Annotated in this window: 26 protein-coding genes; 15 read left to right on the top strand and 11 right to left on the bottom strand. The window is 58.0% G+C overall.

Annotation, left to right across the window (positions count from 1 at the left end; all coding sequences use genetic code 11):
* The 4 genes from NMK_RS15895 to adk all read left to right on the top strand — a co-directional run bounded on the left by NMK_RS15895 (position 1) and on the right by adk (position 3,820).
* Complete coding sequence (locus NMK_RS15895) at positions 1–1,314, top strand: peptidylprolyl isomerase (RefSeq protein ID WP_109016745.1); 1,314 nt, start codon at positions 1–3, stop codon at positions 1,312–1,314.
* Between the two features lie 41 nt (positions 1,315–1,355).
* Positions 1,356–2,303: a 4-hydroxythreonine-4-phosphate dehydrogenase PdxA gene (gene pdxA / locus NMK_RS15890; RefSeq protein WP_109016744.1), complete on the top strand. Its 948-nt coding sequence runs from the start codon at positions 1,356–1,358 to the stop codon at positions 2,301–2,303.
* Positions 2,300–3,064: a 16S rRNA (adenine(1518)-N(6)/adenine(1519)-N(6))-dimethyltransferase RsmA gene (gene rsmA / locus NMK_RS15885; protein ID WP_109016743.1), complete on the top strand. Its 765-nt coding sequence runs from the start codon at positions 2,300–2,302 to the stop codon at positions 3,062–3,064. Before pdxA ends, rsmA begins: the two co-directional genes overlap by 4 nt.
* Positions 3,065–3,166: 102 nt before the next feature.
* Entirely contained in the window at positions 3,167–3,820 is a 654-nt protein-coding gene (adk, locus tag NMK_RS15880; protein ID WP_109016742.1) for an adenylate kinase, read from the top strand.
* Between the two features lie 111 nt (positions 3,821–3,931).
* Here adk and gloA read toward each other — a convergent pair whose 3' ends face one another.
* Positions 3,932–4,324, bottom strand: coding sequence for a lactoylglutathione lyase (gene gloA, locus NMK_RS15875; RefSeq protein ID WP_109016741.1), 393 nt, complete (start codon positions 4,322–4,324; stop codon positions 3,932–3,934).
* 79 nt (positions 4,325–4,403) lie between these two features.
* On the opposite strand from gloA, the gene NMK_RS15870 reads away from it, so the two are divergent.
* A complete protein-coding gene (locus tag NMK_RS15870; RefSeq protein WP_109016740.1) occupies positions 4,404–5,189 on the top strand; it encodes a M90 family metallopeptidase in 786 nt (261 codons plus the stop codon).
* Here the strand turns inward: NMK_RS15870 and NMK_RS15865 are convergent.
* The 5 genes from NMK_RS15865 to NMK_RS15845 are packed head-to-tail and all read right to left on the bottom strand — an operon-like array spanning position 5,173 to position 9,127.
* On the bottom strand, positions 5,173–5,424 hold the full coding sequence (locus NMK_RS15865; protein WP_109016739.1) for a YfhL family 4Fe-4S dicluster ferredoxin: 252 nt from the start codon (positions 5,422–5,424) through the stop codon (positions 5,173–5,175). The two genes, NMK_RS15870 and NMK_RS15865, sit on opposite strands and share 17 nt — an antisense overlap.
* Before the next feature lie 10 nt (positions 5,425–5,434).
* Positions 5,435–5,929, bottom strand: a complete 495-nt coding sequence (gene coaD / locus NMK_RS15860) for a pantetheine-phosphate adenylyltransferase (protein WP_109016738.1) — start codon at positions 5,927–5,929, stop codon at positions 5,435–5,437.
* Complete coding sequence (rsmD, locus tag NMK_RS15855; protein ID WP_109016737.1) at positions 5,919–6,470, bottom strand: 16S rRNA (guanine(966)-N(2))-methyltransferase RsmD; 552 nt, start codon at positions 6,468–6,470, stop codon at positions 5,919–5,921. The genes coaD and rsmD overlap by 11 nt, the downstream gene beginning before the upstream one ends.
* Positions 6,454–7,782: a M16 family metallopeptidase gene (locus tag NMK_RS15850; protein WP_109016736.1), complete on the bottom strand. Its 1,329-nt coding sequence runs from the start codon at positions 7,780–7,782 to the stop codon at positions 6,454–6,456. Before NMK_RS15850 ends, rsmD begins: the two co-directional genes overlap by 17 nt.
* On the bottom strand, positions 7,772–9,127 hold the full coding sequence (locus NMK_RS15845) for a M16 family metallopeptidase (RefSeq protein ID WP_370849010.1): 1,356 nt from the start codon (positions 9,125–9,127) through the stop codon (positions 7,772–7,774). The genes NMK_RS15850 and NMK_RS15845 overlap by 11 nt, the downstream gene beginning before the upstream one ends.
* Positions 9,128–9,220: 93 nt before the next feature.
* Between NMK_RS15845 and ftsY the strand changes: the two genes are divergently transcribed.
* From ftsY to ftsX, 3 genes are read left to right on the top strand one after another with little or no spacing between them, the layout of a single operon-like run.
* Positions 9,221–10,210: a signal recognition particle-docking protein FtsY gene (gene ftsY, locus NMK_RS15840; protein WP_109016735.1), complete on the top strand. Its 990-nt coding sequence runs from the start codon at positions 9,221–9,223 to the stop codon at positions 10,208–10,210.
* A gap of 34 nt (positions 10,211–10,244) precedes the next feature.
* A complete protein-coding gene (gene ftsE, locus NMK_RS15835; RefSeq protein WP_109016734.1) occupies positions 10,245–10,901 on the top strand; it encodes a cell division ATP-binding protein FtsE in 657 nt (218 codons plus the stop codon).
* The gene (gene ftsX / locus NMK_RS15830; protein ID WP_109016733.1) at positions 10,901–11,800 is read left to right on the top strand and encodes a permease-like cell division protein FtsX; all 900 of its coding nucleotides are present in this window, start codon (positions 10,901–10,903) and stop codon (positions 11,798–11,800) included. Before ftsE ends, ftsX begins: the two co-directional genes overlap by 1 nt.
* Here ftsX and NMK_RS15825 read toward each other — a convergent pair.
* A complete protein-coding gene (locus NMK_RS15825; protein ID WP_109016732.1) occupies positions 11,797–12,705 on the bottom strand; it encodes a hydrogen peroxide-inducible genes activator in 909 nt (302 codons plus the stop codon). The two genes, ftsX and NMK_RS15825, sit on opposite strands and share 4 nt — an antisense overlap.
* A gap of 177 nt (positions 12,706–12,882) precedes the next feature.
* Here NMK_RS15825 and NMK_RS15820 point away from each other — a divergent pair, with 177 nt between their 5' ends.
* Positions 12,883–13,047 (top strand): rubredoxin, encoded by a 165-nt coding sequence (locus NMK_RS15820; protein WP_109016731.1) that lies wholly within the window; start codon positions 12,883–12,885, stop codon positions 13,045–13,047.
* A 96-nt stretch (positions 13,048–13,143) separates the two neighbouring features.
* Entirely contained in the window at positions 13,144–13,608 is a 465-nt protein-coding gene (locus NMK_RS15815; protein WP_305778758.1) for a Dps family protein, read from the top strand.
* Positions 13,609–13,684: 76 nt separating this feature from the next.
* Here the strand turns inward: NMK_RS15815 and NMK_RS15810 are convergent, their stop codons facing one another.
* Positions 13,685–14,263: a LexA family protein gene (locus NMK_RS15810; protein WP_109016729.1), complete on the bottom strand. Its 579-nt coding sequence runs from the start codon at positions 14,261–14,263 to the stop codon at positions 13,685–13,687.
* A gap of 174 nt (positions 14,264–14,437) precedes the next feature.
* Between NMK_RS15810 and pqqA the strand changes: the two genes are divergently transcribed.
* Entirely contained in the window at positions 14,438–14,509 is a 72-nt protein-coding gene (pqqA, locus tag NMK_RS15805) for a pyrroloquinoline quinone precursor peptide PqqA (protein ID WP_109016877.1), read from the top strand.
* Positions 14,510–14,594: 85 nt separating this feature from the next.
* Positions 14,595–15,083, top strand: a complete 489-nt coding sequence (locus NMK_RS15800; protein ID WP_109016728.1) for a thermonuclease family protein — start codon at positions 14,595–14,597, stop codon at positions 15,081–15,083.
* Positions 15,084–15,116: 33 nt separating this feature from the next.
* On the opposite strand, the gene NMK_RS15795 is transcribed toward NMK_RS15800, so the two are convergent.
* The gene (locus NMK_RS15795) at positions 15,117–15,923 is read right to left on the bottom strand and encodes an inositol monophosphatase family protein (protein WP_109016727.1); all 807 of its coding nucleotides are present in this window, start codon (positions 15,921–15,923) and stop codon (positions 15,117–15,119) included.
* Between the two features lie 166 nt (positions 15,924–16,089).
* On the opposite strand from NMK_RS15795, the gene NMK_RS15790 reads away from it, so the two are divergent.
* Both NMK_RS15790 and rpoH read left to right on the top strand, forming a co-directional pair.
* Positions 16,090–17,769: a methyl-accepting chemotaxis protein gene (locus NMK_RS15790; RefSeq protein WP_109016726.1), complete on the top strand. Its 1,680-nt coding sequence runs from the start codon at positions 16,090–16,092 to the stop codon at positions 17,767–17,769.
* 209 nt (positions 17,770–17,978) lie between these two features.
* Positions 17,979–18,833, top strand: coding sequence for an RNA polymerase sigma factor RpoH (gene rpoH / locus NMK_RS15785; RefSeq protein ID WP_109016725.1), 855 nt, complete (start codon positions 17,979–17,981; stop codon positions 18,831–18,833).
* A gap of 240 nt (positions 18,834–19,073) precedes the next feature.
* Here rpoH and ccoS read toward each other — a convergent pair whose 3' ends face one another.
* Both ccoS and NMK_RS15775 read right to left on the bottom strand, forming a co-directional pair.
* Positions 19,074–19,253, bottom strand: a complete 180-nt coding sequence (gene ccoS / locus NMK_RS15780; protein ID WP_109016724.1) for a cbb3-type cytochrome oxidase assembly protein CcoS — start codon at positions 19,251–19,253, stop codon at positions 19,074–19,076.
* Positions 19,250–21,205, bottom strand: coding sequence for a dynamin family protein (locus NMK_RS15775; RefSeq protein ID WP_109016723.1), 1,956 nt, complete (start codon positions 21,203–21,205; stop codon positions 19,250–19,252). Before NMK_RS15775 ends, ccoS begins: the two co-directional genes overlap by 4 nt.
* Positions 21,206–21,369: 164 nt before the next feature.
* On the opposite strand from NMK_RS15775, the gene NMK_RS15770 reads away from it, so the two are divergent.
* Positions 21,370–21,744, top strand: a complete 375-nt coding sequence (locus NMK_RS15770) for a gamma-butyrobetaine hydroxylase family protein (RefSeq protein ID WP_109016876.1) — start codon at positions 21,370–21,372, stop codon at positions 21,742–21,744.
* Positions 21,745–21,748: the final 4 nt, after the last annotated feature.

Here is a 21,748-nt window from a genome sequence, read left to right as displayed (position 1 = left end):
ATGAGATTCCTGCACGCCATCCTGATCGGCAGTTTATTGCTGCCGACACTTATTCCCGCGTCCTTCGCAGCGAGTAGCGACGATAAAGTCGTCCAGATCGATCGCATTATCGCCGTGGTCGATAACGACGTTATCACTCGCAGCGAACTGGATGACCGCCTGAAGATTGTCACCAAGCAGTTGCAACAGCAGGGTACGCCCATGCCGCCGCAGGAGGCTCTGGAAAAGCAACTGCTCGAGCGCATGATCGTCGACCGCTTGCAGCTGGCCTATGCGGGCCAAACCGGCTTGCGCGTGGACGATGCTCAACTGGACAAAACCATCGATCGCATCGCGGAGCAGAATAAGCTCAGCACAGCCGATTTCCGCAAGGCCCTGGAAGACGAGGGCATTCCGTTCAAGAAATTCCGCGAGGATATTCGCCGCGAAATCATCCTGGCGCGACTGCGCGAACGTGAGGTCGATAACCGCGTCACCGTGAGTGAAGCCGAAGTCGACAACCTGCTCACCACCCAGCAGGCACGCGGTTCGGAAGACGAACAAGTCGACATCTCCCATATCCTGATCCGCACGCCTGAACAAGCCTCCCCTGAAGAACTGCAAAAGCTACGCGCCAAGGCCGAGGATGTGCTCAAGAAACTGCAAGGCGGCGCCGATTTCGCCCAGATTTCCGCAGGCTTCTCCGATGCCCCTAACGCGCTCGAAGGCGGCAAGCTCGGCTGGAAAAAATTATCTGAGCTGCCGGACTTGTTCCAGGACCCGCTCAAGAAGCTCAAAGCGGGTGAAATCACGCAAATCCTGCGCAGCCCCAACGGCTTTCACATCCTCAAGATCAACGACAAGCGGGGCGATTCGGGCCCCATGGTCGTGCAGCAGACCCATGCACGTCACATCCTGGTCAAACCTAGCGAAGTGTTGTCGGACGCAGAAGCACAGCGACGCTTGACCGACCTCAAGGAACGGCTGGAGAACGGCGGCAATTTCGAAGAGCTAGCGCGCCAGTACTCCGAAGACGGCACCGCCAGCAAGGGTGGAGACCTCGGTTGGCTGAATCCTGGCGATACCGTCCCTGAATTCGAGAAAGCCATGGATGCGCTGCAACCCGGCCAAGTCAGCGACCCTGTTCGCTCGCCTTTCGGCTGGCACTTGATCCAAGTGATCGAGCGCCGCAGCCAGGATATGAGCAAGGATTCAGCTCGTTTGAAAGCTCGCCAGGAAATCAAGGCGCGCAAGGCTGACGAAGCCTATCAAGACTGGATTCGCGAACTGCGCGACCGCGCTTATGTCGAATACCGCCTGGAAGACAAGGATTAAGGGAGTATCCGGGCAGCTTGACGGCTGCCCGTGAACCAACCATGAGCCTTCCCCGCATTGCCATTACCGCCGGCGAACCCGCAGGCATCGGCCCCGATTTATGTGTGATGCTAGCCCAGCATGTTATCGATGCCGACCTCACCATTATCGCCGACCACTCTCTGATCGAAGCTCGAGCCGAACAAATCGGTTTGCCTTTGGGCAACCTCAATATCGAGCACGTTCCGCTCCAAACGCCTGCAGCTCCCGGCAAACTCGATGCCGCCAACAGCTCCTACGTGCTTCAAACCTTGCGCCGCGCCGTTGAAGGTTGCCTGTCTGGTGAATTCGATGCCATGGTCACGGCACCCGTGCACAAGGGCGTGATCAACGATGCCGGCATTGCCTTTACCGGTCATACCGAATTCCTCGCCGAACTCACCAATACGCCGCAAGTCGTGATGATGCTGGTCGGCGGCGGCATGCGCGTAGCGTTGATCACCATACACATGGCCTTGCGCCAAGTCCCCGACGCCATTACCCGACCGGGACTAGAGAGCATCATCCGGATCCTGCACCACGATTTGGTTGAACGCTTCGGCATTAGCCAACCGCGGATTTTCGTCGCCGGTCTCAACCCGCACGCCGGGGAAGACGGTTACCTGGGCCGGGAGGAAATCGAAGTCATCACGCCCGTCCTCGAAAAATTGCGAGGCGAAGGGATGAACCTGTCAGGGCCGCTGCCTGCCGATACCATGTTCTCGCAGAAAAACCTGACCCAGGCCGATTGTTTTCTCGCCATGTACCACGACCAAGGCTTGGCGGTGCTCAAGCACGCCAGCTTCGGCGAGGGCGTCAACGTGACCTTGGGCATGCCCATTATCCGTACCTCGGTCGATCACGGCACGGCGCTCGACCTCGCCGGAACCGGCAAGGCCGATCCTGGCAGCCTGTTGACCGCCATTAACCTCGCCATCGAATTAGCCGCCAACAAAAAAGCAAGACTGTGAAACACATCCCCAAAAAACGCTTCGGGCAGAATTTCCTCAACGACCCTGACATCATCCGTGCGCTGGTCGAGGCGATCCGCCCGATGTCGGATGACCTTATGGTCGAGATCGGCCCCGGCCTGGGCGCACTGACGCAGCCGCTGATCAAGACGCTCAATCATCTCCACGCTGTGGAACTCGACCGCGACATCATCGAATGGATGAACGGCCATTATCCGGCGGGCAAGATCACCATCCACAATATCGATGCGCTGAAATTCGATTTCGCCAGCTTGGGCGAACGCATCCGCGTCGTCGGCAACCTGCCCTACAACATCTCCACGCCCATACTGTTTCATCTGCTGGACAACGTCGATCACATCGTGGACATGCATTTCATGCTGCAAAAAGAGGTGGTGGAACGCATGGTGGCCGAGCCCTCGACGCCGGAATACGGACGCTTGTCGGTCATGCTGCAATACCGCTTGCAGATGGTGTACCTCCTCACCGTACCGCCCGATGCCTTCGACCCGCCGCCCAAGGTGGAGTCCGCCTTCGTACGCGCTGTGCCGTTCGACGTGCTGCCCCACCCCGCCAAGGACGAGAAAGTGCTGTCCAGGGTGGTCACGGCAGCCTTCGCACAACGTCGCAAGACCTTGCGCAACACGCTCAAGGGCATCCTCGACGACGCCGGCTTTGCCGCGCTCGGCATCGACCCGCAGTTGCGGGCGGAAAATCTCGGCGTGGCGGAGTTCGTGGCGATAGCGAATCACGTCGCCTGATATAATCCGGCTAAAGCAAAACTACGAGAGGGTGCGGGGATCGCGCAGGCCCATCTCGCGTTAACCATTCAAAACTCACGACCCCTGTAGGGAGGGAAATACATGCGATTGATTCTGCTCGGCGCTCCCGGCGCCGGTAAAGGCACCCAGGCCAACCTCATCAAGGAAAAATTCGGCATTCCGCAAATCTCTACCGGCGACATGCTACGCGCCGCAGTGAAGGCCGGTACGCCGCTGGGTGTTGCCGCCAAGAAGGTGATGGACGCGGGCGGGTTGGTCTCCGACGACATCATCATCGGGCTGGTGAAGGAGCGTATCAAGGAAGCAGACTGCGCCAACGGTTTCCTGTTCGACGGATTCCCCCGCACCATTCCGCAAGCGGACGCCATGAAGGAAGCCGGCGTCAGTATCGACTACGTGGTTGAAATCGACGTGGACGATGCCGAGATCATCAAACGCATGAGCGGACGCCGCGTGCATCCTGCTTCCGGCCGTACCTATCACGTCGTCTTCAACCCGCCCAAGGTGGAAGGCAAGGACGACGCCACAGGCGAAGACCTGATCCAGCGCGACGACGACAAGGAAGAAACCGTGCAGAAGCGCCTGGAGGTGTATCACAGCCAGACCAAGCCGCTGGTGGACTATTACTCCAAGTGTGCAAACAGCGGCCAACCCGGTGCACCCAAGCACGTCAAGATCGCCGGCGTCGGCTCGGTGGAAGCTATCCGCGATCAGATTTTCGCGGCGCTAAAATAAAACGGAACCTCCAATTCTAGGTGGATTGGAAACGAGAACAAGGCGCCCCGACGCAGACAGTGCTGTTAGCACGGCGAGGAAGGGGAAACGCCGTAATCGTTTTCAAGACGCCTAGAATTGCGTGCCTTTCTGGATGAATTCGATCTTATAGCCATCCGGATCTTCGATGAACGCGATTACGGTATTACCGTGCTTCATCGGCCCTGCCTCCCGCACTACCTTGCCGCCTGCCGCTTTCACCGCATCGCAGGCTTTATAAGCATCGTCCACTTCAAGAGCAATATGACCGAAGGCATTACCTAGGTCGTAGCTCTCGGTATCCCAGTTGTGCGTTAATTCAAGCACCGTATTCTCGCGCTCGTCGCCGTAGCCGACGAATGCCAGCGTGAACTTTCCATCCGGGTAATCCTGCTTGCGCAAGACCTTCATGCCCAGGATTTCGGTATAAAACTTGATGGAGCGGTCGAGATTGCCGACACGCAACATGGTATGCAGCATGCGCATGATATTTTCCTTTGGTGGCTAATTAATTGGCTATCTTACCGGATTCGCGCCAGCGTCGAAATCGCGGCAGAATAGTCCCATGTTTTTTCGACACTGGCGCCGCAAGCGCATTCTGCGCGATCACCTCATCCCACAAACTGCCTGGGAAACGACTGTTTCCAACCTGCCGCTATTGCATGGGCTGACCGAGGATGAACTCCTGCGTCTGCGCCAATTGGCGACGCTGTTCCTGCACGAAAAAAGCCTGGAGCCGGTAGAAGGGCTGCAACTCGACCACGCCATGCGCTACGACCTCGCAGCACAAACCGTGCTGCCTATCCTGAACCTGGGCATCGATTGGTACGACGGCTGGACATCGCTGGTGCTCTATCCCGACGAGTTCGCCACACGCCAGGACTGGATGGACGAGGCAGGCGTCGTGCACGCCCGGCGGGAAATCCGCAGCGGCGAAGCGTGGCAGATCGGGCCGGTGGTGCTTTCCTGGGCCGATGTGACGGCTTCCGGAGGTTGCGAAGGCTACAACGCCGTCATCCATGAAATGGCCCACAAGCTGGACATGAGCAACGGCGCGATGGACGGTTGCCCCCGGCTATCGGACGCCATGACGGCTGCAGCCTGGCGCCATGCCTTCAAGCCGGCCTACGAGGATTTTTGCCGCCGCGTGGATGACGGCGAGGAAACGCCGCTGGACCCTTATGCCGCGGAGGCGCCTGAAGAGTTCTTTGCCGTGATGAGCGAGTACTTCTTCGAATGGCCGGAGCTGCTGCACCAGGAATATCCCGCCGTGTACGAACAACTGGCGCAGTTTTACCGACAGGACACCTTGTGCCGTCTGGCCAGCCTGGCAGCTAGCTTTTCGTCGTAAGAATTTCGTACTTGTGCATCAACTCCGCCTTGCTCTCGCGAACGTCGGGGTCGGGAATGATGCAGTCGATAGGGCAGACTTCCACGCATTGCGGCGTGTCGTAATGCCCCACGCATTCGGTACATTTATGCGGGGTGATCTCGTAGATTTCCGCGCCTTGCGTGATGGCGCCGTTGGGGCACTCGGGCTCGCACACGTCGCAATTGATGCATTCGTCGGTAATCAGCAATGACATAACAAAACACTCAACTTTTCTTCAGGTCGCGGATTTTCGTCATAATCCGCTCGTGAATCAAGGGCGACACGAAGTTGCTCACGTCACCGCCCAGCACGGCTACTTCCCGCACCAGACTCGCGGAAACAAACATGTATTGCTCCGCCGGGGTGAGGAACAGCGTTTCGACCTCGGGATAGATCTTTCGGTTCATGCCGGCGAGCTGGAACTCGTATTCGAAGTCCGACACCGCCCGTAATCCACGCAACACCACCTGGGCATCCTGCTCTCGCGCGAACTGCATGAGCAAGCCGGAAAACCCTACGACGCGGACATTGTCGCAATCGGCCAATGCTGCGGCAGCCATTTCCACGCGCTCAGCCGGCGAAAAAAATGGGTTCTTTCCCGGGCTATCGGCCACCGCGACGATGACCTCTGGAAAGAGCTTGGAAGCGCGGCGAACGATGTCCTCATGGCCGCAGGTGATGGGATCGAAGGTTCCCGGATAGATGGCTTTACGCGTCATGCGCCGATTTTAGCAGGTGATAGTGCACATTGCCCGCCTTGCCGTGCTTGACCACCTGCCAACCCTCCCCGTCCTGTAAGGCTTTTTCCGCTTCGGCATACACCCCCCCTTCGGGCGCCAAGTGTTGCGCCAACAGCGGCAGCAACTTCTCCAGCCAACCCTGGCCGTAAGGCGGATCGAGGAAGATCACGTCGAAAGGCTGGCGATTCTGGGTGAGGAAAGACAGGGCGTCGCTGCGTAAAATATGGGCCTTGTCGGCTTTCAGCAGCTTGGCGTTATCCTGCAGGGCGCGATGAACGGCGGGATTATTCTCCACCAACGTGACCGAAGCCGCACCACGCGACAAGGCTTCGAAGCCGAGCGCACCGCTGCCCGCAAACAAGTCAAGGCAATGGAGTCCATACAGCTCCTGCCCGAGCCAGTTGAACAGCGTCTGCCGCACCCGATCCGGCGTCGGCCGCAACGCCAGCGCATCGGGAAAGCGCAGCAAGCGGCTGCGCCATTCCCCACCGCCGATACGAACCTTATTGAGCGCCGCCACCGACCACCACTGTCACCATGTCGTCGGGCTTGATGCGCCGCGCGAAGGCGTCCTTGATTTGCGCCACGGTCACCTTCTGCACGTTGCCCACGTAATCGTCCAGCCAGGTCAGCGGGAGGCCGTAGAAGCCGATCACTTCCAGGTAATCCAGCACCTTGGAATTGCTGTCGATGCGCAAGGCAAAGCCGCCCACGAGGTTGTCCTTGGCAGCCTTCAGTTCCTTCTCGGTCGGACCGTCCTGCACGAATTTCTTGACCGTATCGCGTACGATGGCGAGCGATTGGTCCGTCTGCTCACGCTTGGTTTGCAGGCCAATCTGGAACGGTCCGGCCTCGCGCATGGGCATGAAGTAGCTGTAGACGCTATACGCCAATCCGCGCTTCTCGCGCACTTCCTCAGTCAGTCGCGAAACGAAACCGCCGCCGCCCAGGATGTAATTGCCGACATACAGCGGGAAGTAATCCGGGTCGATGCGCTTGATGCCCGGGTAGCCGATCAGGATGTGCGACTGTGCCGCCGGATGCGGAATCCGCTTCTCGACAGGCTGCGTAGGAAGCGGTACCGGAGGAACGGCTGCAGGCGCCGGACCGTCCGGCAGCTTGGCCGTGAGTTGCTCGGCCAACTGCTCGGCCTGGGCGCGGCTCAGATCGCCGATTAGCGCCACGACCGCACTGCTGCGGGTGTAATGGCTCTGATAGAACCCTGCCAGATCGTCGCGATTGATTTTCTCCACCGTTTCCGGCTCAACCGCTTCGTCGTTGTGATACGGATGGCTGCCGTACAAGGCGCCGGAGAACGCTTTGGAGGCGATGCTTTCAGGCTGCGTCTTGGCTTCGCGCAAACCGGCGATCATGCGCGCTTTTTCGCGCTCCAACACGCTGGCTGGAAAATCCGGCCGCTGCAACAGCGTGGCGAAAAGATCGACGGCAGCGGTGCGCTCACGCTCGCTGGACAAAGTGCGCAGCTTGAGGCCGGCGCGATCCAGATCGAAATCGCCGCCCATTTGCGCACCTAATTCTGCAAACTTGTCCGCGATTTGATCATCGGTAAGGCCGCCCGCGCCCAAGGCCAACATGCCCTGAGTCATGGCGGCGGTGCCGGCCTTGTCGGCGTTATCGAAGCTGCCACCCGCAGAGAAATTGACGCTGACGTCGAGGATAGGCAGATCGTGGTTTTCGACAAAATAAACCTGGGCGCCAGAGGCCGATTGCCAGTGCTGGATCGGCAGTCCGGCCTGCACTGCAAACGGCAGTAGCGCGAAGAGGCCGGCCAGCAATCCGCGGCCGACGAAAGACAGTGGATTAATGAACATGCGGCATTTCCTTGTGCTTGGGGGCGTTCTCATCGATGGGCTGCGGGTCGAGCGTAGCGACCGTCAGCTTGTCGTTATCCAGGTATTTACGGGCGACGGCCTGCACCTGCTCGGCCGTGACGGCCTGCAAGCGCTTGGGATAGTCGTCCAGCAAGCGCCAGGACAGCCCCACGCTTTCGAGTTGGCCGATCAGCATGGCCTGGTAGAACATCGAATCGCGCTTGTAGACGTCGGCCGCGATGACCTGCGCCTTGACGCGCTGCAACTCGTCCTCGGTCACGCCGTTTTGCTTGAGGTTGTCGATCTCCTTGCGGATCGCGGCTTCGAGGTCGCCGATCTTGGTGCCTTCGCTGGGCGTTCCGTCGAAGGTGAACATGGAGGGGCCTCGGTTGAGCATGTCGTAGCCGGCATCCACATCCACAGCGATGCGGTCGCGCCGCACCAGGTCGCGATTGAGGCGTGAGGAAGCATTGCCGTCCAGCACGCCGGAGAGGATTTCCAGCGCGTACGGCTCCCATTCGTCGGCCTTCTCGAGCGACGGCGCAGGGTAGCCCATGATGATGTAGGGCAACTTGGCCGGGGCCTTGACCACCACGCGACGCTCGCCCTTTTGCTCAGGTTCGGTCTGCGGCTTGCGTACCGGCAACTTGTGCGGCTTGATAGAGCCGAAATACTGCTGCGCCAGCTTGTACACCTGCTTGGGATCGACATCACCGACCACTACAAGGGTCGCGTTGTTGGGCGCGTACCAGGTGTGATACCAGTTGCGGGCGTCTTCCACCGTCATGTGCTCGAGGTCGTTCATCCAGCCGATAATCGGGCGGCCGTAGGGATGTGCCTGGTAGGCCACTGCCATGAACTGCTCGCCCACCTTGGCCTGCGGCTTGTCCTCGGTGCGCCAGCGGCGCTCTTCCATCACCACCTGGATTTCCTTGGCGTATTCCTCAGCCGAAAGTTGCAGGTTGGCCATGCGGTCGGCTTCCAGCTTCAGCGATAGCGGCAGCTTGGATTTTTCCAGCTGCTGGAAATAGACGGTGTAATCGTGGCTGGTGAAGGCATTTTCCTTGCCGCCAGCCGCGGCGACAATGCGCGAGAACTGCCCTGCGGGCACCTTCTTGGTGCCCTTGAACATCATGTGTTCGAGCACATGCGCCACACCCGTGGTGCCGTTGAATTCGTCGATACTGCCCGCGCGGTACCATACCTGCGAGACCACGACCGGGGATCGATGATCTTCCTGTACCACGACCTTGAGCCCGTTGGGCAGCTTGAATTCCTGGATATGCTGGTCGGCCAGCGCGCCCAGCGAAAAAGACAACAGCAGAACAGCGAGAATTTTTCTGATCACGACGTGAGTTCTCCTTTTTGGCGGGGGATTATACCCGCCCGATATGACACGGCAGAGGCGAAATTGGTTCTGGCAGGGTAAAATAACCTTATGTTCGATTTCTTTAAGAAAAAAGATCCGGCGCCTGCTACCGCACCGGCAGCGCCGACCACGCCTGTGGCCGAGCCCGCACGTCCCAGCTGGACCGATCGCCTCAAGGCCGGCCTCGCCCGAACACGGGAAACGCTCAATACGCCAATTTCCGAGCTCTTTACCGGCGGCAAGATCGACGAAGCGCTCTACGAAGAGCTGGAATCCATGCTGCTGATGGCCGATTGCGGCGTTTCGGCAACCACGGAATTGCTCGAAGACGTACGCGGCCAAGTGAGCCGCAGCTCGCTGAAGGATGCCAGCGAATTGCGCGGTGCCTTGCGCCAGGCCATGACCCATCTTCTCACGCCGCTCGCCAAGCCGCTCGATACCACGAGGCAGCAGCCCTTCGTCATCATGCTCGCCGGCGTCAACGGCGCGGGCAAGACCACCACGATCGGAAAATTGGCCTGGAAGCTGCAAGCCGAAGGCAAATCCGTGCTGATCGCCGCCGGCGATACCTTCCGGGCCGCGGCCCGCGAGCAGTTGCAAGCCTGGGGCGAGCGCAACAACGTCCATGTGGTTGCCCAGGAAGGCGGCGACCCGGCAGCTGTCATCTTCGACGCGGTGAATTCGGCCAAGGCCAAGGGCATCGACGTCGTCATCGCCGACACGGCCGGACGCCTGCCTACGCAACTTAACTTGATGGAAGAAATCAAGAAAATCCAGCGCGTGATCGGCAAAGCCTTGCCCGATGCGCCGCACGAAGTGCTGCTGGTACTGGATTCCACCACCGGGCAGAACGCCGTCATGCAGGTCAAGGCCTTCGACGACGCGCTCAAGGTCACCGGCCTGGTGCTGACCAAGCTGGACGGCACGGCCAAGGGCGGCGTGATCGCGGCCATCGCCAAGACGCGGCCGATTCCCGTACGTTTTATTGGCGTAGGTGAGCAAATCGACGATTTGCAGCCGTTCGACGCGGCGGAATTCAGCGAGGCATTGTTCTCGTGATGCGGTGGACAACAGCTGTAGCGCAGGCGGCACCATGATCAAGTTCGACAAGGTCACCAAGCGCTACCCAGGCGGGCACGAAGCCCTGCGCAGCGTCACGTTTGAAATCGCCAAGGGTGAACTGGTGTATATCACCGGCCATTCCGGCGCAGGCAAAAGCACGTTACTCAAACTTATCGCGGCCATCGAGCGCCCCACCACGGGAACCGTCCTGCTCAACAACCAGAACATCGGCACCCTGCGCCGCGCTGCCCTGCCCTACATTCGGCGCAATTTCGGCATGATCTTCCAGGATCACAAGCTGCTTTACGATCGCAGCGCGTTCGACAATGTCGCCTTGCCGCTTGCCATTGACGGCGTTGCGGGACGCGAGGCCGGTAAACGGGTACGCGCCGCCCTGGATAAAGTCGGCCTGCTCAACCGCGAAAAAGCCATGCCCATCGCGCTTTCCGGCGGCGAGCAGCAACGCCTCGCCATCGCCCGCGCCATCGTCAGCCGCCCGGCAGTACTGGTGGCCGACGAACCGACAGGCAACCTGGATTCCAATTACGCGCACGACATCATGGCGCTGTTTCGTTCGTTCAACGAAGTCGGTGTGACCGTCCTCGTCGCCACGCATGACGCCGGCAATGCCGAGGGCCGATTGCTGCACCTCGATCACGGGGCGTTGACCGAAGGAGTACCGGCCTGATGCAAGCCTGGATACATGCCCACCAGCAAGCGTTGACGCTAGTTTTGAAAAAATTGCGGTCCGCGCCATTCGCACACTTGGTGATGGCGGCTGTCATCGGTGCCGCGCTCAGTCTGCCTGCCGGCCTTTACATGGTGCTTGCCAACCTGGGGAACGCGGCTGCAGATATCGAAACCGACCCGCAAATCACGTTATTCATGACGTTGGGCGCAAACGATGCCGCGACCAAGGAGATCGACAACCGCTTGCACAAGCATTCAGGCATCCGCGAATACCGTTTCGTGAGTCGCGAGACCGCTTGGCATGACTTGCAGGAACGTAACGGCGTACAAGGGGCGTTGAACGGTCTGGAGAAGAATCCGCTGCCGGATGCTTTCATCGTGCATGTCAGCAGCAGCGATCCGGCGACGGCGGATGCCTTGCAAAAAGAGTTTTCCGCCTGGCCCCAGGTAGAGCACGTGCAACTGGATGCTGCCTGGGTCAAGCGGCTCTACACTCTGCTCAAGCTGGGCGAGAAAGCCGTGATGATTTTGGCCGTGCTGCTGGGCTTTGCGCTGATCGCCATTATCGGCAACACCATCCGCCTGCAAATCCTCACGCAACGCGAAGAGATAGAAGTCAGCAAGCTTATCGGCGCCACCGACCGCTTCATCCGCCGGCCTTTTCTCTACGCCGGCGCATTACAAGGCGTATTGGGCGGCGTAACGGCATGGCTGATTTTGTTCGTGGCGCTTTATATCTTCAACCAATCGGTAGAAGAGCTGGCGCAACTCTACGCCTCCGACTTCCGCCTGCATCCACTGGGCCTGCAAGCCAGCCTGATCCTGATCGTTAGCGCCGCCCTGCTGGGCTGGTTGGGCTCCTACTGGTCGGTAAGCCGTTACCTTTCCAAGCTTTAACCCAGCTGAATCGGGTGAAAGCAGTCCGACCGGATGGCACGGACGGCTTCCACCAGCACCTCGACGGCGTTCTGCCGCACGAAACTCTTGCGCCAAGCCAATGCAATCCGACGCGTCGGTACGGGCTCCTGGAAGGGAATCACCCGCAGCAGCGGATTGCGGTAGCGGTCACTGGCAGCGCTGCAAGGCAGTACGGTAATGCCAAGACCGGAAGCCACCATGTTGCGGATCGTCTCCAGCGAATTGCCCTGCAATACCTCGCCCTTGCGCGATAGTTCAGGGCACGCCTCGACCACTTGGTTGCTAAAGCAGTGGCCGCTATTCAGCAGCAGCACCTTTTCACCTGAAAGATCGCCGGCCTCGATACTGGTTTTGTTCGCCCAGGCATGGGTGGCAGGCACGACTACCACGAACGGCTCGTCGTAGAGCGGTGCCGTGACGATGCCGGGCAGGTCGAACGGCAGCGCGATGACGGCCGCGTCCACAACGCCGTTTCGCAACTGCACTTCCAGGCTGGCCGTGGTGTTTTCCTCGACATCCAGCGGCATTTCGGGCGCCTTTTGATGCAATACCGGGATAAGTTCGGGCAATAAGTAAGGGCCGACCGTATAAATCACGCCGAAGCGAATCGAACCGATAAGCTGATCCCCGCCCTGCTTAGCCATTTCCTTGATCTTGGCCGCCTCGTCCAGCACCCGCGTTGCTTGTTCGATGATGCGCTCACCGATCTCCGTGGGGCTGATATCGGTCTTTTTGCGCTCGAACAGCTGCACGCCGAGTTCGTCTTCCAGTTTCTGGATCGCCAGGCTCAAGGCAGGCTGGCTTACGAAGCAACGTTCGGCGGCCCGGCGAAAATTGCGTTCACGTGCGACCGCGACGATATAGCGCAACTCGTTCAGCGTCATGATGAATAACCTTACTTAAAACAATAAGAATAGTTAATGATAGGCATTAGATCATAAAATTATCCTTATTGAACCTCAGGCGCTACAATTCGCTCCATCGTCAATGAGCGATGCAGCAATATCGTCCCGCAGGCTTTGCCTGCTGCATAACCAACAAAAGCTATCAAGGAGCGCATCATGAAAGTCTGGCAATGCAAGGTATGCGGTTTTGTCTATAACGAGGCCGATGGCTTGCCTGAGGACGGCATCGCTCCCGGAACGCCGTGGGAGAGCGTCCCCGCGGACTGGACTTGCCCGGATTGCGGCGTAGGTAAATCGGATTTTGAAATGGTGGAAATTTAACTGTTGCGAAAAAAAAGCAGAACACCCGCCCAGCCTTACCCCTGGCGCGGCGCAATATTGATGGATGTTTCGACGACTGGAGATACTTCAATGGCAATCGATATTGGCATCAATGAGCAAGACCGGGCAGAAATCGCACAAGGATTGTCGCGCCTGCTGGCCGACACCTATACGCTCTATCTCAAGACTCACAACTTTCACTGGAACGTGAAAGGCCCGATGTTCCAGACGCTGCACCTGATGTTCGAGCAGCAGTACAACGAACTTGCGCTGGCCGTAGACTTAATCGCTGAACGTATCCGCGCACTGGATTTTCCCGCACCCGGCACGTATCGCGAATTCGGCAAACTGACCTCGATTGCCGAACCGGAAGGCGTGCCCACTGCCAAGGACATGATCCGCCAACTGGTCCAAGGACAAGAAGCGGTCGCACGGACGGCGCGCTCACTGTTTCCCGTCGTGGAACGCGCCAGCGACGAACCGACGGCGGATCTGCTGACCCAGCGCCTGCAAGTACATGAAAAGGCGGCCTGGATGCTGCGCAGCCTGCTAGAAGAGTAAACCGGTCACAATCTGTAGGGTTGGCCGGCAACAAAAATGCACGCGCCATGACTAGGCCGCGTGCTTTTTTATCAGCTTACTTGTATTTGCGGAACTGCCCGACGACCACGCCGAAGATTTCCAGCTGGCCTTGTGGGCGAATGACGGGGTAGGCCTTGTTGGCAGGCAATAAGACGAACTCGTTCTTTTCGCGCCCAAGAGTCTTGAGGGTGAATTCGTTATCGACGATGGCGACGACGATATCGCCGACATTCGCCAATTGGCGCTTTTCCACGATGACGATATCGTCCGGCATGATGCCGGCGTCGATCATGGAGTCGCCCTTCACCGTAATCAGCACAGTTTGGGAAGGACGCTCCACCAGGAATTCGTCGATGCTGAGCGTATCGCCGCGATCGCTGCTGGCGGCGGAAGGAAAGCCCGCGCGCACCGTGCTTTCAGCCAACAAACGCTCGAAGAAGCGCAAACCTGGCTTAAGGCGCTTATCCGGCGCGGACTCCAAGTAGCCCTGCAACTTGAGTCTGGCCACCAGGGCGGTCACAGCGTTCTTGGACTTGAACCCCACCATCTGTGCAATCGTCGAATACGACGGCAGAGTCTTGTGGTCGGCGTAATAATCCTGCAGCTTGGCGAGGTAATCGAAATCGTTTCCCATGCGCGCACAATACTGTACGGACGTACATTTCGTCAAGCCCAGCACTCATGAAAATCATTAGGCGCAATTCATGACCCACCCGAGTTTCAAATTCGGGCAGACAGGTATAGTAGGGTCGTACGGCAAGCAACCGTTTGACCGTATTAAAACTAAATTTTCAAAAGGAGATTCACCATGTGGAGCAAGCCTGAAGTGACGGAAATGCGTTTCGGTTTCGAAGTGACGATGTACGTCTGCAACCGCTAAGCGTTTGCTGCCGGTTCAAAACCGGTAGACAAGACGGCAGCTTCGGCTGCCGTTTTCATTTGTATCTCCCCCCGAGGCACATCGCATGCAACTTGCCGTCCTGCTCCTTCTATGGCTGTTTGCCGCCCAGACGCATGCCGATATACTTATCGGACAAGTCGTCGGCATCGAAAGCGGGGATACGATACGCCTGGTCGATCAGAACTCGCGGTCGATGCGGGTTCGCCTCATCGGTATCGCGGCGCCACGCCTCCAGCAACCTTTCGGCAAGGAATCGCAAAGCCATCTGGGGAGTTTGCTTTCCGGACAGCAAGTGAATGTGCTCTGGAACAAGCGCTCGGCCGATGGCGCCCTCGTCGGCAAAGTAATGCTGGCCGCACCCGGCGGACAACCGCAAGATGCCGGCTTGCAACAGATCGACGACGGCATGGCCTGGTGGCACCTGGAGACGGTGGAAGATTTGGGGCAGGCCGACCGCGGCGCCTACCAGCATGCAGAATTCGATGCCAAGATCCACCGCCGCGGTTTATGGCGCGATACCAATCCCCAACCGCCCTGGAAATGGCCGCGCTGATTGAGCGCGGCTAACGAAACCAGCCCTTACCCCTTAAGCGCCCCACTCCCGGCAATCGGCGCTCATCAAGCCGCGCGCAACACAGCGTTCGTGAATCGTATCCACGGCATCGCGTGAGCCGACAATATAATCGATGGTATTGCGTCCGCTGCATGGCGCCACCTTGACCTTGCATCCAGACCCGATGGCAACGGCAATCGCGCCCGCCGCGTCCCAAATCTTGGCTTGCAAGCCATAAGCCGCTTGCACCCGGCCCGCCGCAGCAAAGCAAATATTGACGGCGGTGCTGCCCAGCCGCAAGCAGCCGCGCGTTTCGTCGTTGATATCGCCGAACAAGGCATATTGTTTGGCGCGATGTTCCGCATCGTGGGCGAAATTGGCGAACCCCACCGCGACCAAGGATTCGCGATATGGCTGATGGGCATGATAAATCGAAGCATGGTTAAGCTGCGCCTGCCCCTCGACCAGCGAATACAGCTGCTGCATGCGCGGCAGATAGACGGCGCCGGTGAGGAAATCCAGACCATGGCACAGGCCGATGGAGACGGCGTAGTAGTCCATCCCATGCACGAAGTTGGCCGTGCCGTCGATAGGGTCGACCACCCATGTCGGCCCCTCCAGATATGACCGCTCGGCAGCGCTTTCCTCGCCGACGATGGGATAAGGGGATGCGCCCAGCATTTCCATCACTACGCGTTCGACCTCAAGATCCACCACTGTTGCGATGTCGCGCGCGGATTGCTTGGTTTGGATATCCAAGGCGACCGCAGGTTGCTGCGTCATTCCCCCGCCTTTAAGCACCGCGGCAATCGCCAGGCGACTTTCTTCTTCCCACTCCATCACTGCTCCCGATAACGATTCAGCGCTGACTTTGCACTAAGTACCGACGAAACTCAAAGGAAAAACTTGTGGTTCTTAGCGGCTTGAATGCATGACAGCGGGCCTAAAATGCTGGCGCCCCCTGCCGTATTAGCTACTCCAAGCACCTCTCCATCTCGTCCAGCTCATGAATAGCCTATCGATACGCGCCAAGCTCAACCTGCTCAACCTCATCGCCCTCGTCTTCATTTTGGTACTAGGTCTTTTCGCCATTTACGGTTTGGGCCAATCTGCTGAAGTCACCCGTGAAATCGGCCTCAACCGCATGCCCAGCATCGTGGGACTGATGGACATGAGCCGGGGACAGTTGGAAGCTCGCGTCAGAAACCGGAGCGTTTTTGTGTATGCCGACGAGCAAAACGCCCAAGCCAAATTCGCGCGCCAGCTGGAAAAGAAACAGGATGCCTACCGGCAAATGGAAGCCGGCAAGCGCATCTATGAACCCTTACCTCAGGTGCCAGAGGAAATTGCGCCGTGGAAGGAGTTTCTCGATAACTACAGTCAATGGCTGGATGCCAATAAAAAGTTGGATACCATCTTGCTCCAGCTGACACGCAACAATGATATGGAATCTCAGAAACATCTGGTCCAGGTCTTTAAAGCTGAGCTCGACAACGAAGTCGATCCGCTTTTGCAGAAAACACTCAAGCCGTTGAATCAGCTGGTCGACATCAACGTCAAGATAGCCAATCAATACTACGAAACCAGCGCGGCAACGATTTCGCGGCAAAACACCTGGATTGCCGCATCGGTGGCTGCCGCATTCCTGGCGCTGGCGCTGCTGGGCTACATGATCTCGCGTTCCATCATCGGACCGCTGCAAACGGTCAAGTCCGCCATGAAGACGATCGAAAGCACCAACGACTTTACGCGCCCGGCCGAGGTTGCGACCCAGGATGAAATCGGCGAGACCGCCCAGGCGTTCAACAGCCTGATCGCCAAAATGGATCACGCGATGTTCGATATTCTCGGCAAGGCGACCAAGTTGGACGATTCCGCCAAGTCCTTATCGGCCGCTTCGGGACAAGTCGCTCGGAGTTCGGAAGACCAGAGCGAAGCGACTGCATCCATGGCTGCCTCAGTCGAAGAAATGTCGGTCAGTATCGACCATGTGGCCGACAATGCGTCGCAAGCCCTGGAACTCTCGGAAAGCGCAGGCCGGATTTCCGAGGAAGGCGGCATGGTCATCCGCAAGACCGTGGACGAAATGAACGCCATCGGCGAAGTCGCAAAAAGCACCTCGACAGCCATCGGTACGCTGGGAGACCGTTCCGCGCAGATTTCCAGCATCGTCAGCACCATCCGCGAGGTTGCAGAACAGACCAATTTGCTTGCGCTCAACGCCGCCATCGAAGCAGCCCGCGCCGGCGAGCAAGGCCGCGGTTTCGCCGTGGTCGCCGATGAAGTCCGCAAGCTCGCGGAACGGACCTCGCGTTCCACGGAAGAAATCGCATCCATGGTGGCGAATATCCAAGATGGCACCGTCACTGCCGTGACCAGCATGCAAGGGATGCTGTCCAAGGTCGATCACGGCAAGGCACTGGCGACGCAAGCAGGCGGATACATCGCCCAGATTCAGACCAGCACACAGCACGTGAAGATGGCGGTTCAGGACATTTCAGCCGCGTTGAAGGAACAAAGCATCGCGAGCCAGATCATTGCCCAGAACGTCGAGCAAGTGGCTCAAATGACCGACGAAAATAACGCTGCGGCCGCAGCAACCTCGCATACGGCCACCACGCTGGAACGCCTCGCCAACGAAATCAGCAGCACCATCCGGCAGTTCAAGCTCAGCCGGCAAGTCTAAATCCCCAGCCACAAAACGGCGTCCTCCCGCCCGTTTTCATTGGCACCCCCCGACTGGCTTCAATTGAACTTTTGGCCTGAATAATCGACTCAACTGTCCTTACCCTGTACGACCGAGGCAGCGAGGCGAAGCGGATTTTCGCGAACTTTTCGCCACTAGCACTCTCTAATCGCGAGTGCTAAAATGAATTCATTCCGGGAGGTTAATCAATGAATCAATCAATTTCATTACCTATACCGATGCCGCTGGGCAGCCTGGACCACTATATTCAGGCCGTGCGAGCATTCCCCGTACTTTCCGCAGAGGAAGAGCACGAGCTTGCTTCGCGACTCAAGCAGCACAACGATGTCGAAGCCGCCAAATCCTTGGTGTTATCCCACCTGCGCCTCGTAGTCAGCATCGCACGCGGCTACTCCGGCTACGGCTTGCCGCAAGCCGACCTTATTCAGGAAGGCAACTTGGGCCTGATGAAGGCCGTCAAGCGTTTCGACCCCGATCGCGGCGTACGCCTGGTATCGTTTGCCGTGCACTGGATCAAGGCTGAAATCCACGAATTCATCCTGCGCAACTGGCGTTTGGTGAAAATCGCCACGACTAAGGCGCAGCGCAAGCTGTTCTTCAACCTGCGTAGCATGACCACCCATAGTGGGTCGCTGCATCCGGAAGAAGTACAGGAAATCGCCCGCGAATTGAACGTGAAGCCCGAGGAAGTCTTGGAGATGGAATCCCGCTTCAGCGGGCACGACATCTCCATGGAGTCGCACGGCGAGGAAGATGGCGAGGAAACCTACAGCCCAATCGCCTATCTCGAGGACCATCACCCAGAGCCTTCCGAGGAATTGGCCGAACGCGAGATGGAAATCCTGCATACAGTGGGCTTGAGGAACGCCCTGGAGAGCCTGGACGAGCGTAGCCGTCGTATTGTCGAAGCCCGTTGGTTGCGCGAGGACAACACCGCGACCCTGCACGAATTAGCGGCTGAATACGGCGTCTCTGCCGAGCGCATCCGCCAGATCGAGCAGAAAGCCATGCAGAAGATGAAACTCTTGATGGCGCCGGCTTGATAAGCCAAGCACAGAAAATAAAAACGGCTGCCTAGGCAGCCGTTTTTATTTGGTGAATTCTAAATCCGGATCCGGTTAGGCCAGGATGACGGAGAAGAAAGCGATCCAAGACCAGACGATCAAAGTGACGATCACCGTCATCGGAGCGTTTTCCCAAGTGAAGAGCTTACCCATGTTATTTGACCCCCAATAAAAGACGCAGACGTCGCATTTTAATCCAACCCCTTCCAGCTTTCAATACTAAGGCTTGTGCTTGGCGTTGAACGGGATCATGGGATCGTCGTCATCCATCAGGATTCGCTGCGCAGGGCCTTCGAGGTCGTCGAACTGGCCACTCTTGATGGCCCATAGGATACCCACTGCGGCAAAGCCCACGAATACCAACGTCAAGCCGAAGAGAAATAAAAGAATCGGGGTCATGCTGCTTGCTCTTCCTTGTGCGGCACATCAAAGGCGAGCGCGTTGCCGATATGCTGACGCAGCACTCGCACATCCTTCATTTGTGCGTGTATGGACTTTTCCATGGCTTCCAACTCGCCGATACGCTCTTCCAGCGTTCCCGTGGCCTGGTAGATGCGCTTGATGCTTTCCAGGCGGCGACGCAGCTGCAATTGATGCTCACGCACTTGCGATTCCATCGGTGCCATCACCGCCTTCAGCCAGCTTTCAACGTCACGATTGGCAACTTCGTACACATGGATGACGCGGCTTGCCAAGGTTTCGAAGAACTTGGTGGTCAGCGTCATCTTTTCGTTGGTCAGCATGTTAAATGCGGTATCGAACTGCTCCTTATAGGCGCGCTCCAGCTTGTTCAACTCTTTCTGATAGCGTAGCGTCGAAAATGCCGGCGGCTCGACTTGCTTCAAGCCATGCTCTTCAGAAAAGCGCTTATACATGGCATCCATCATGTTCTTGATTTCCGCGACCTGGTTTTCAGATTGCGTCAGTTTGGACTTCAAGTCGGCGAAAAAGTTGTCCATCGCGGTACGGATGCCCTTGGTGAAATTGCTTTTCACCATGGCCTCGTGCGTCTTCGCCACCTCGGCCTTGAGCGTTTCCATGCCGAGGTAGGTGAACAGGTTATTGGTTTGCTGCGAGAACACGCTACGCAGCGCCTGGAAGCGCTGCAAGCCTTTCTCGAAGCTCTCCTTGTCCACCTTGACCTTGGCCATCATGTGCTCGACCACGTCTTCGTTCTTGCCTCTCAGTCCGCGAAGCTCTTCCAGTTGCTCGATCAGGTTGTGCAACCGCGCATCGAGGAGATTGGCGGAATTGCTGAGCAGGTCCTCGATCTCATTCTGGGTGTTGTCCCGCACGATCTCCTTCTTGGAAGGAATCAACTCGTCCGACAGTGCGCGCTCCAGTTCCAGCAGGCGGCTTTTATCCAGCAGTGCATCGTCCTGGTTGACCTTGGCAAGCAGGCCTTTTTGCGCAGACACCGGGAAAATCTGACTGGGTTGCAAGCCCAGCAACTCAGCGCTGGTTGCAATCTGCTTGCCGATCTCGCGCTCGATCTGGGCATCGCTTTTCAACTCATCCCACAGACCGTCGATCTTGTTCATCACTGCAAGGCGGCCCTTTTGCTTCCAGCGTGTCCCGCTGATGTAATGGCGCCAGACATCGATCTCGGACTTGGTGACGCCGGTATCGGCCGCCAGGATAAACAGCACGGCGTGCGCGTTAGGCAGCATGTTGAGCGTGAGCTCCGGCTCGGTACCGATGGCGTTGAGCCCAGGAGTATCCAGGATCACCAGTCCTTGCTTGAGCAAAGGGTGGGGAAAATTGATGACGGCATAGCGCCAAGCCGGGATATCGACTGTACCGTCCGGGTTGAGATTCATGGCGTCATCCGGATTGTTCGGGTCGAACAACCCATAGCGCACAGCCTCGTCCTGCGATACCTGCTTGGTGAGACTCACCTGCTTGAACGCGGCGATCATGCTCTCGCTGGAATCGAGGTCGAACTCGAACACTTTCCACTCGTCGGCATAACGCTTGTATTCGGTCGTCGTCGCATCAGAAGTGCGTGTCTCGATGGGCAACAACTGCAATGAAGTCGGCTTGGACTCGTCGTACAGCAGTTCGGTCGGGCACATGGTGGTGCGTCCGGCGCTGGAAGGCAGCAAGCGTTGGCCGTAATCGGCGAAGAAAATGGCGTTGATGAGTTCGGATTTGCCGCGCGAAAACTCGGCGACGAAGGCCACGTTGAGCTTGTCGTCGCGCAACCGATCCAGCAAATGCTGGATACGCAGGTCGATCTGGGCGTCGTTGAGTTCCTGCTCGTTCAGCCATGCACGGTAATCGCAAAGCGTGTCGACCAGGCCGCCGCGCCATTGACTGTATGCATTGAACTGATCGGCAAGAGTACCCATGTAGCGCGAATCCGGACTTAAGAATTGGTGGAACTCTAGCACAAACTAATGAAAATTCAACGGAATCAGCATAATATGACGGGCTTTTAGCGCGGCATCTCGACGTTGCTATGTGGGCGACGGCGCAATTTGAACCCTGGCCTTTCTGGTATGATTTCAAGCCTATGAGCGGACTGACCCCAACCACCCCACGCCCCACCGAAATCAAGCTGCATCAGCAATCACGCAAGCTCGAGCTGGCCTGGGATAACTACATGCACTTTGTGCTTCCTTGCGAGTTTTTGCGCGTCTATTCCCCATCAGCGGAAGTGCGCGGCCATGGCCCCGGGCAAGAAGTGCTGCAAGTCGGCAAGGAAGACGTCACTATCGTCGGTATTGAACCGGTCGGCCACTACGCCATCAAACTGGCATTTTCCGACGGTCACGACACCGGCCTCTATTCCTGGGACTACCTGTTCGACTTGTGCATGCGCCACGAACATCTGTGGCAGGAATATCTGGACCGGCTCGCCGCAGCAGGAATTCAACGCAAGCAATAACGCC

The sequence above is a fragment of the Novimethylophilus kurashikiensis genome (assembly GCF_003112435.1).
GTDB classification, from domain to species: Bacteria; Pseudomonadota; Gammaproteobacteria; order Burkholderiales; family Methylophilaceae; genus Novimethylophilus; species Novimethylophilus kurashikiensis.
This window is presented reverse-complemented; position numbering and strand designations above follow the sequence as displayed.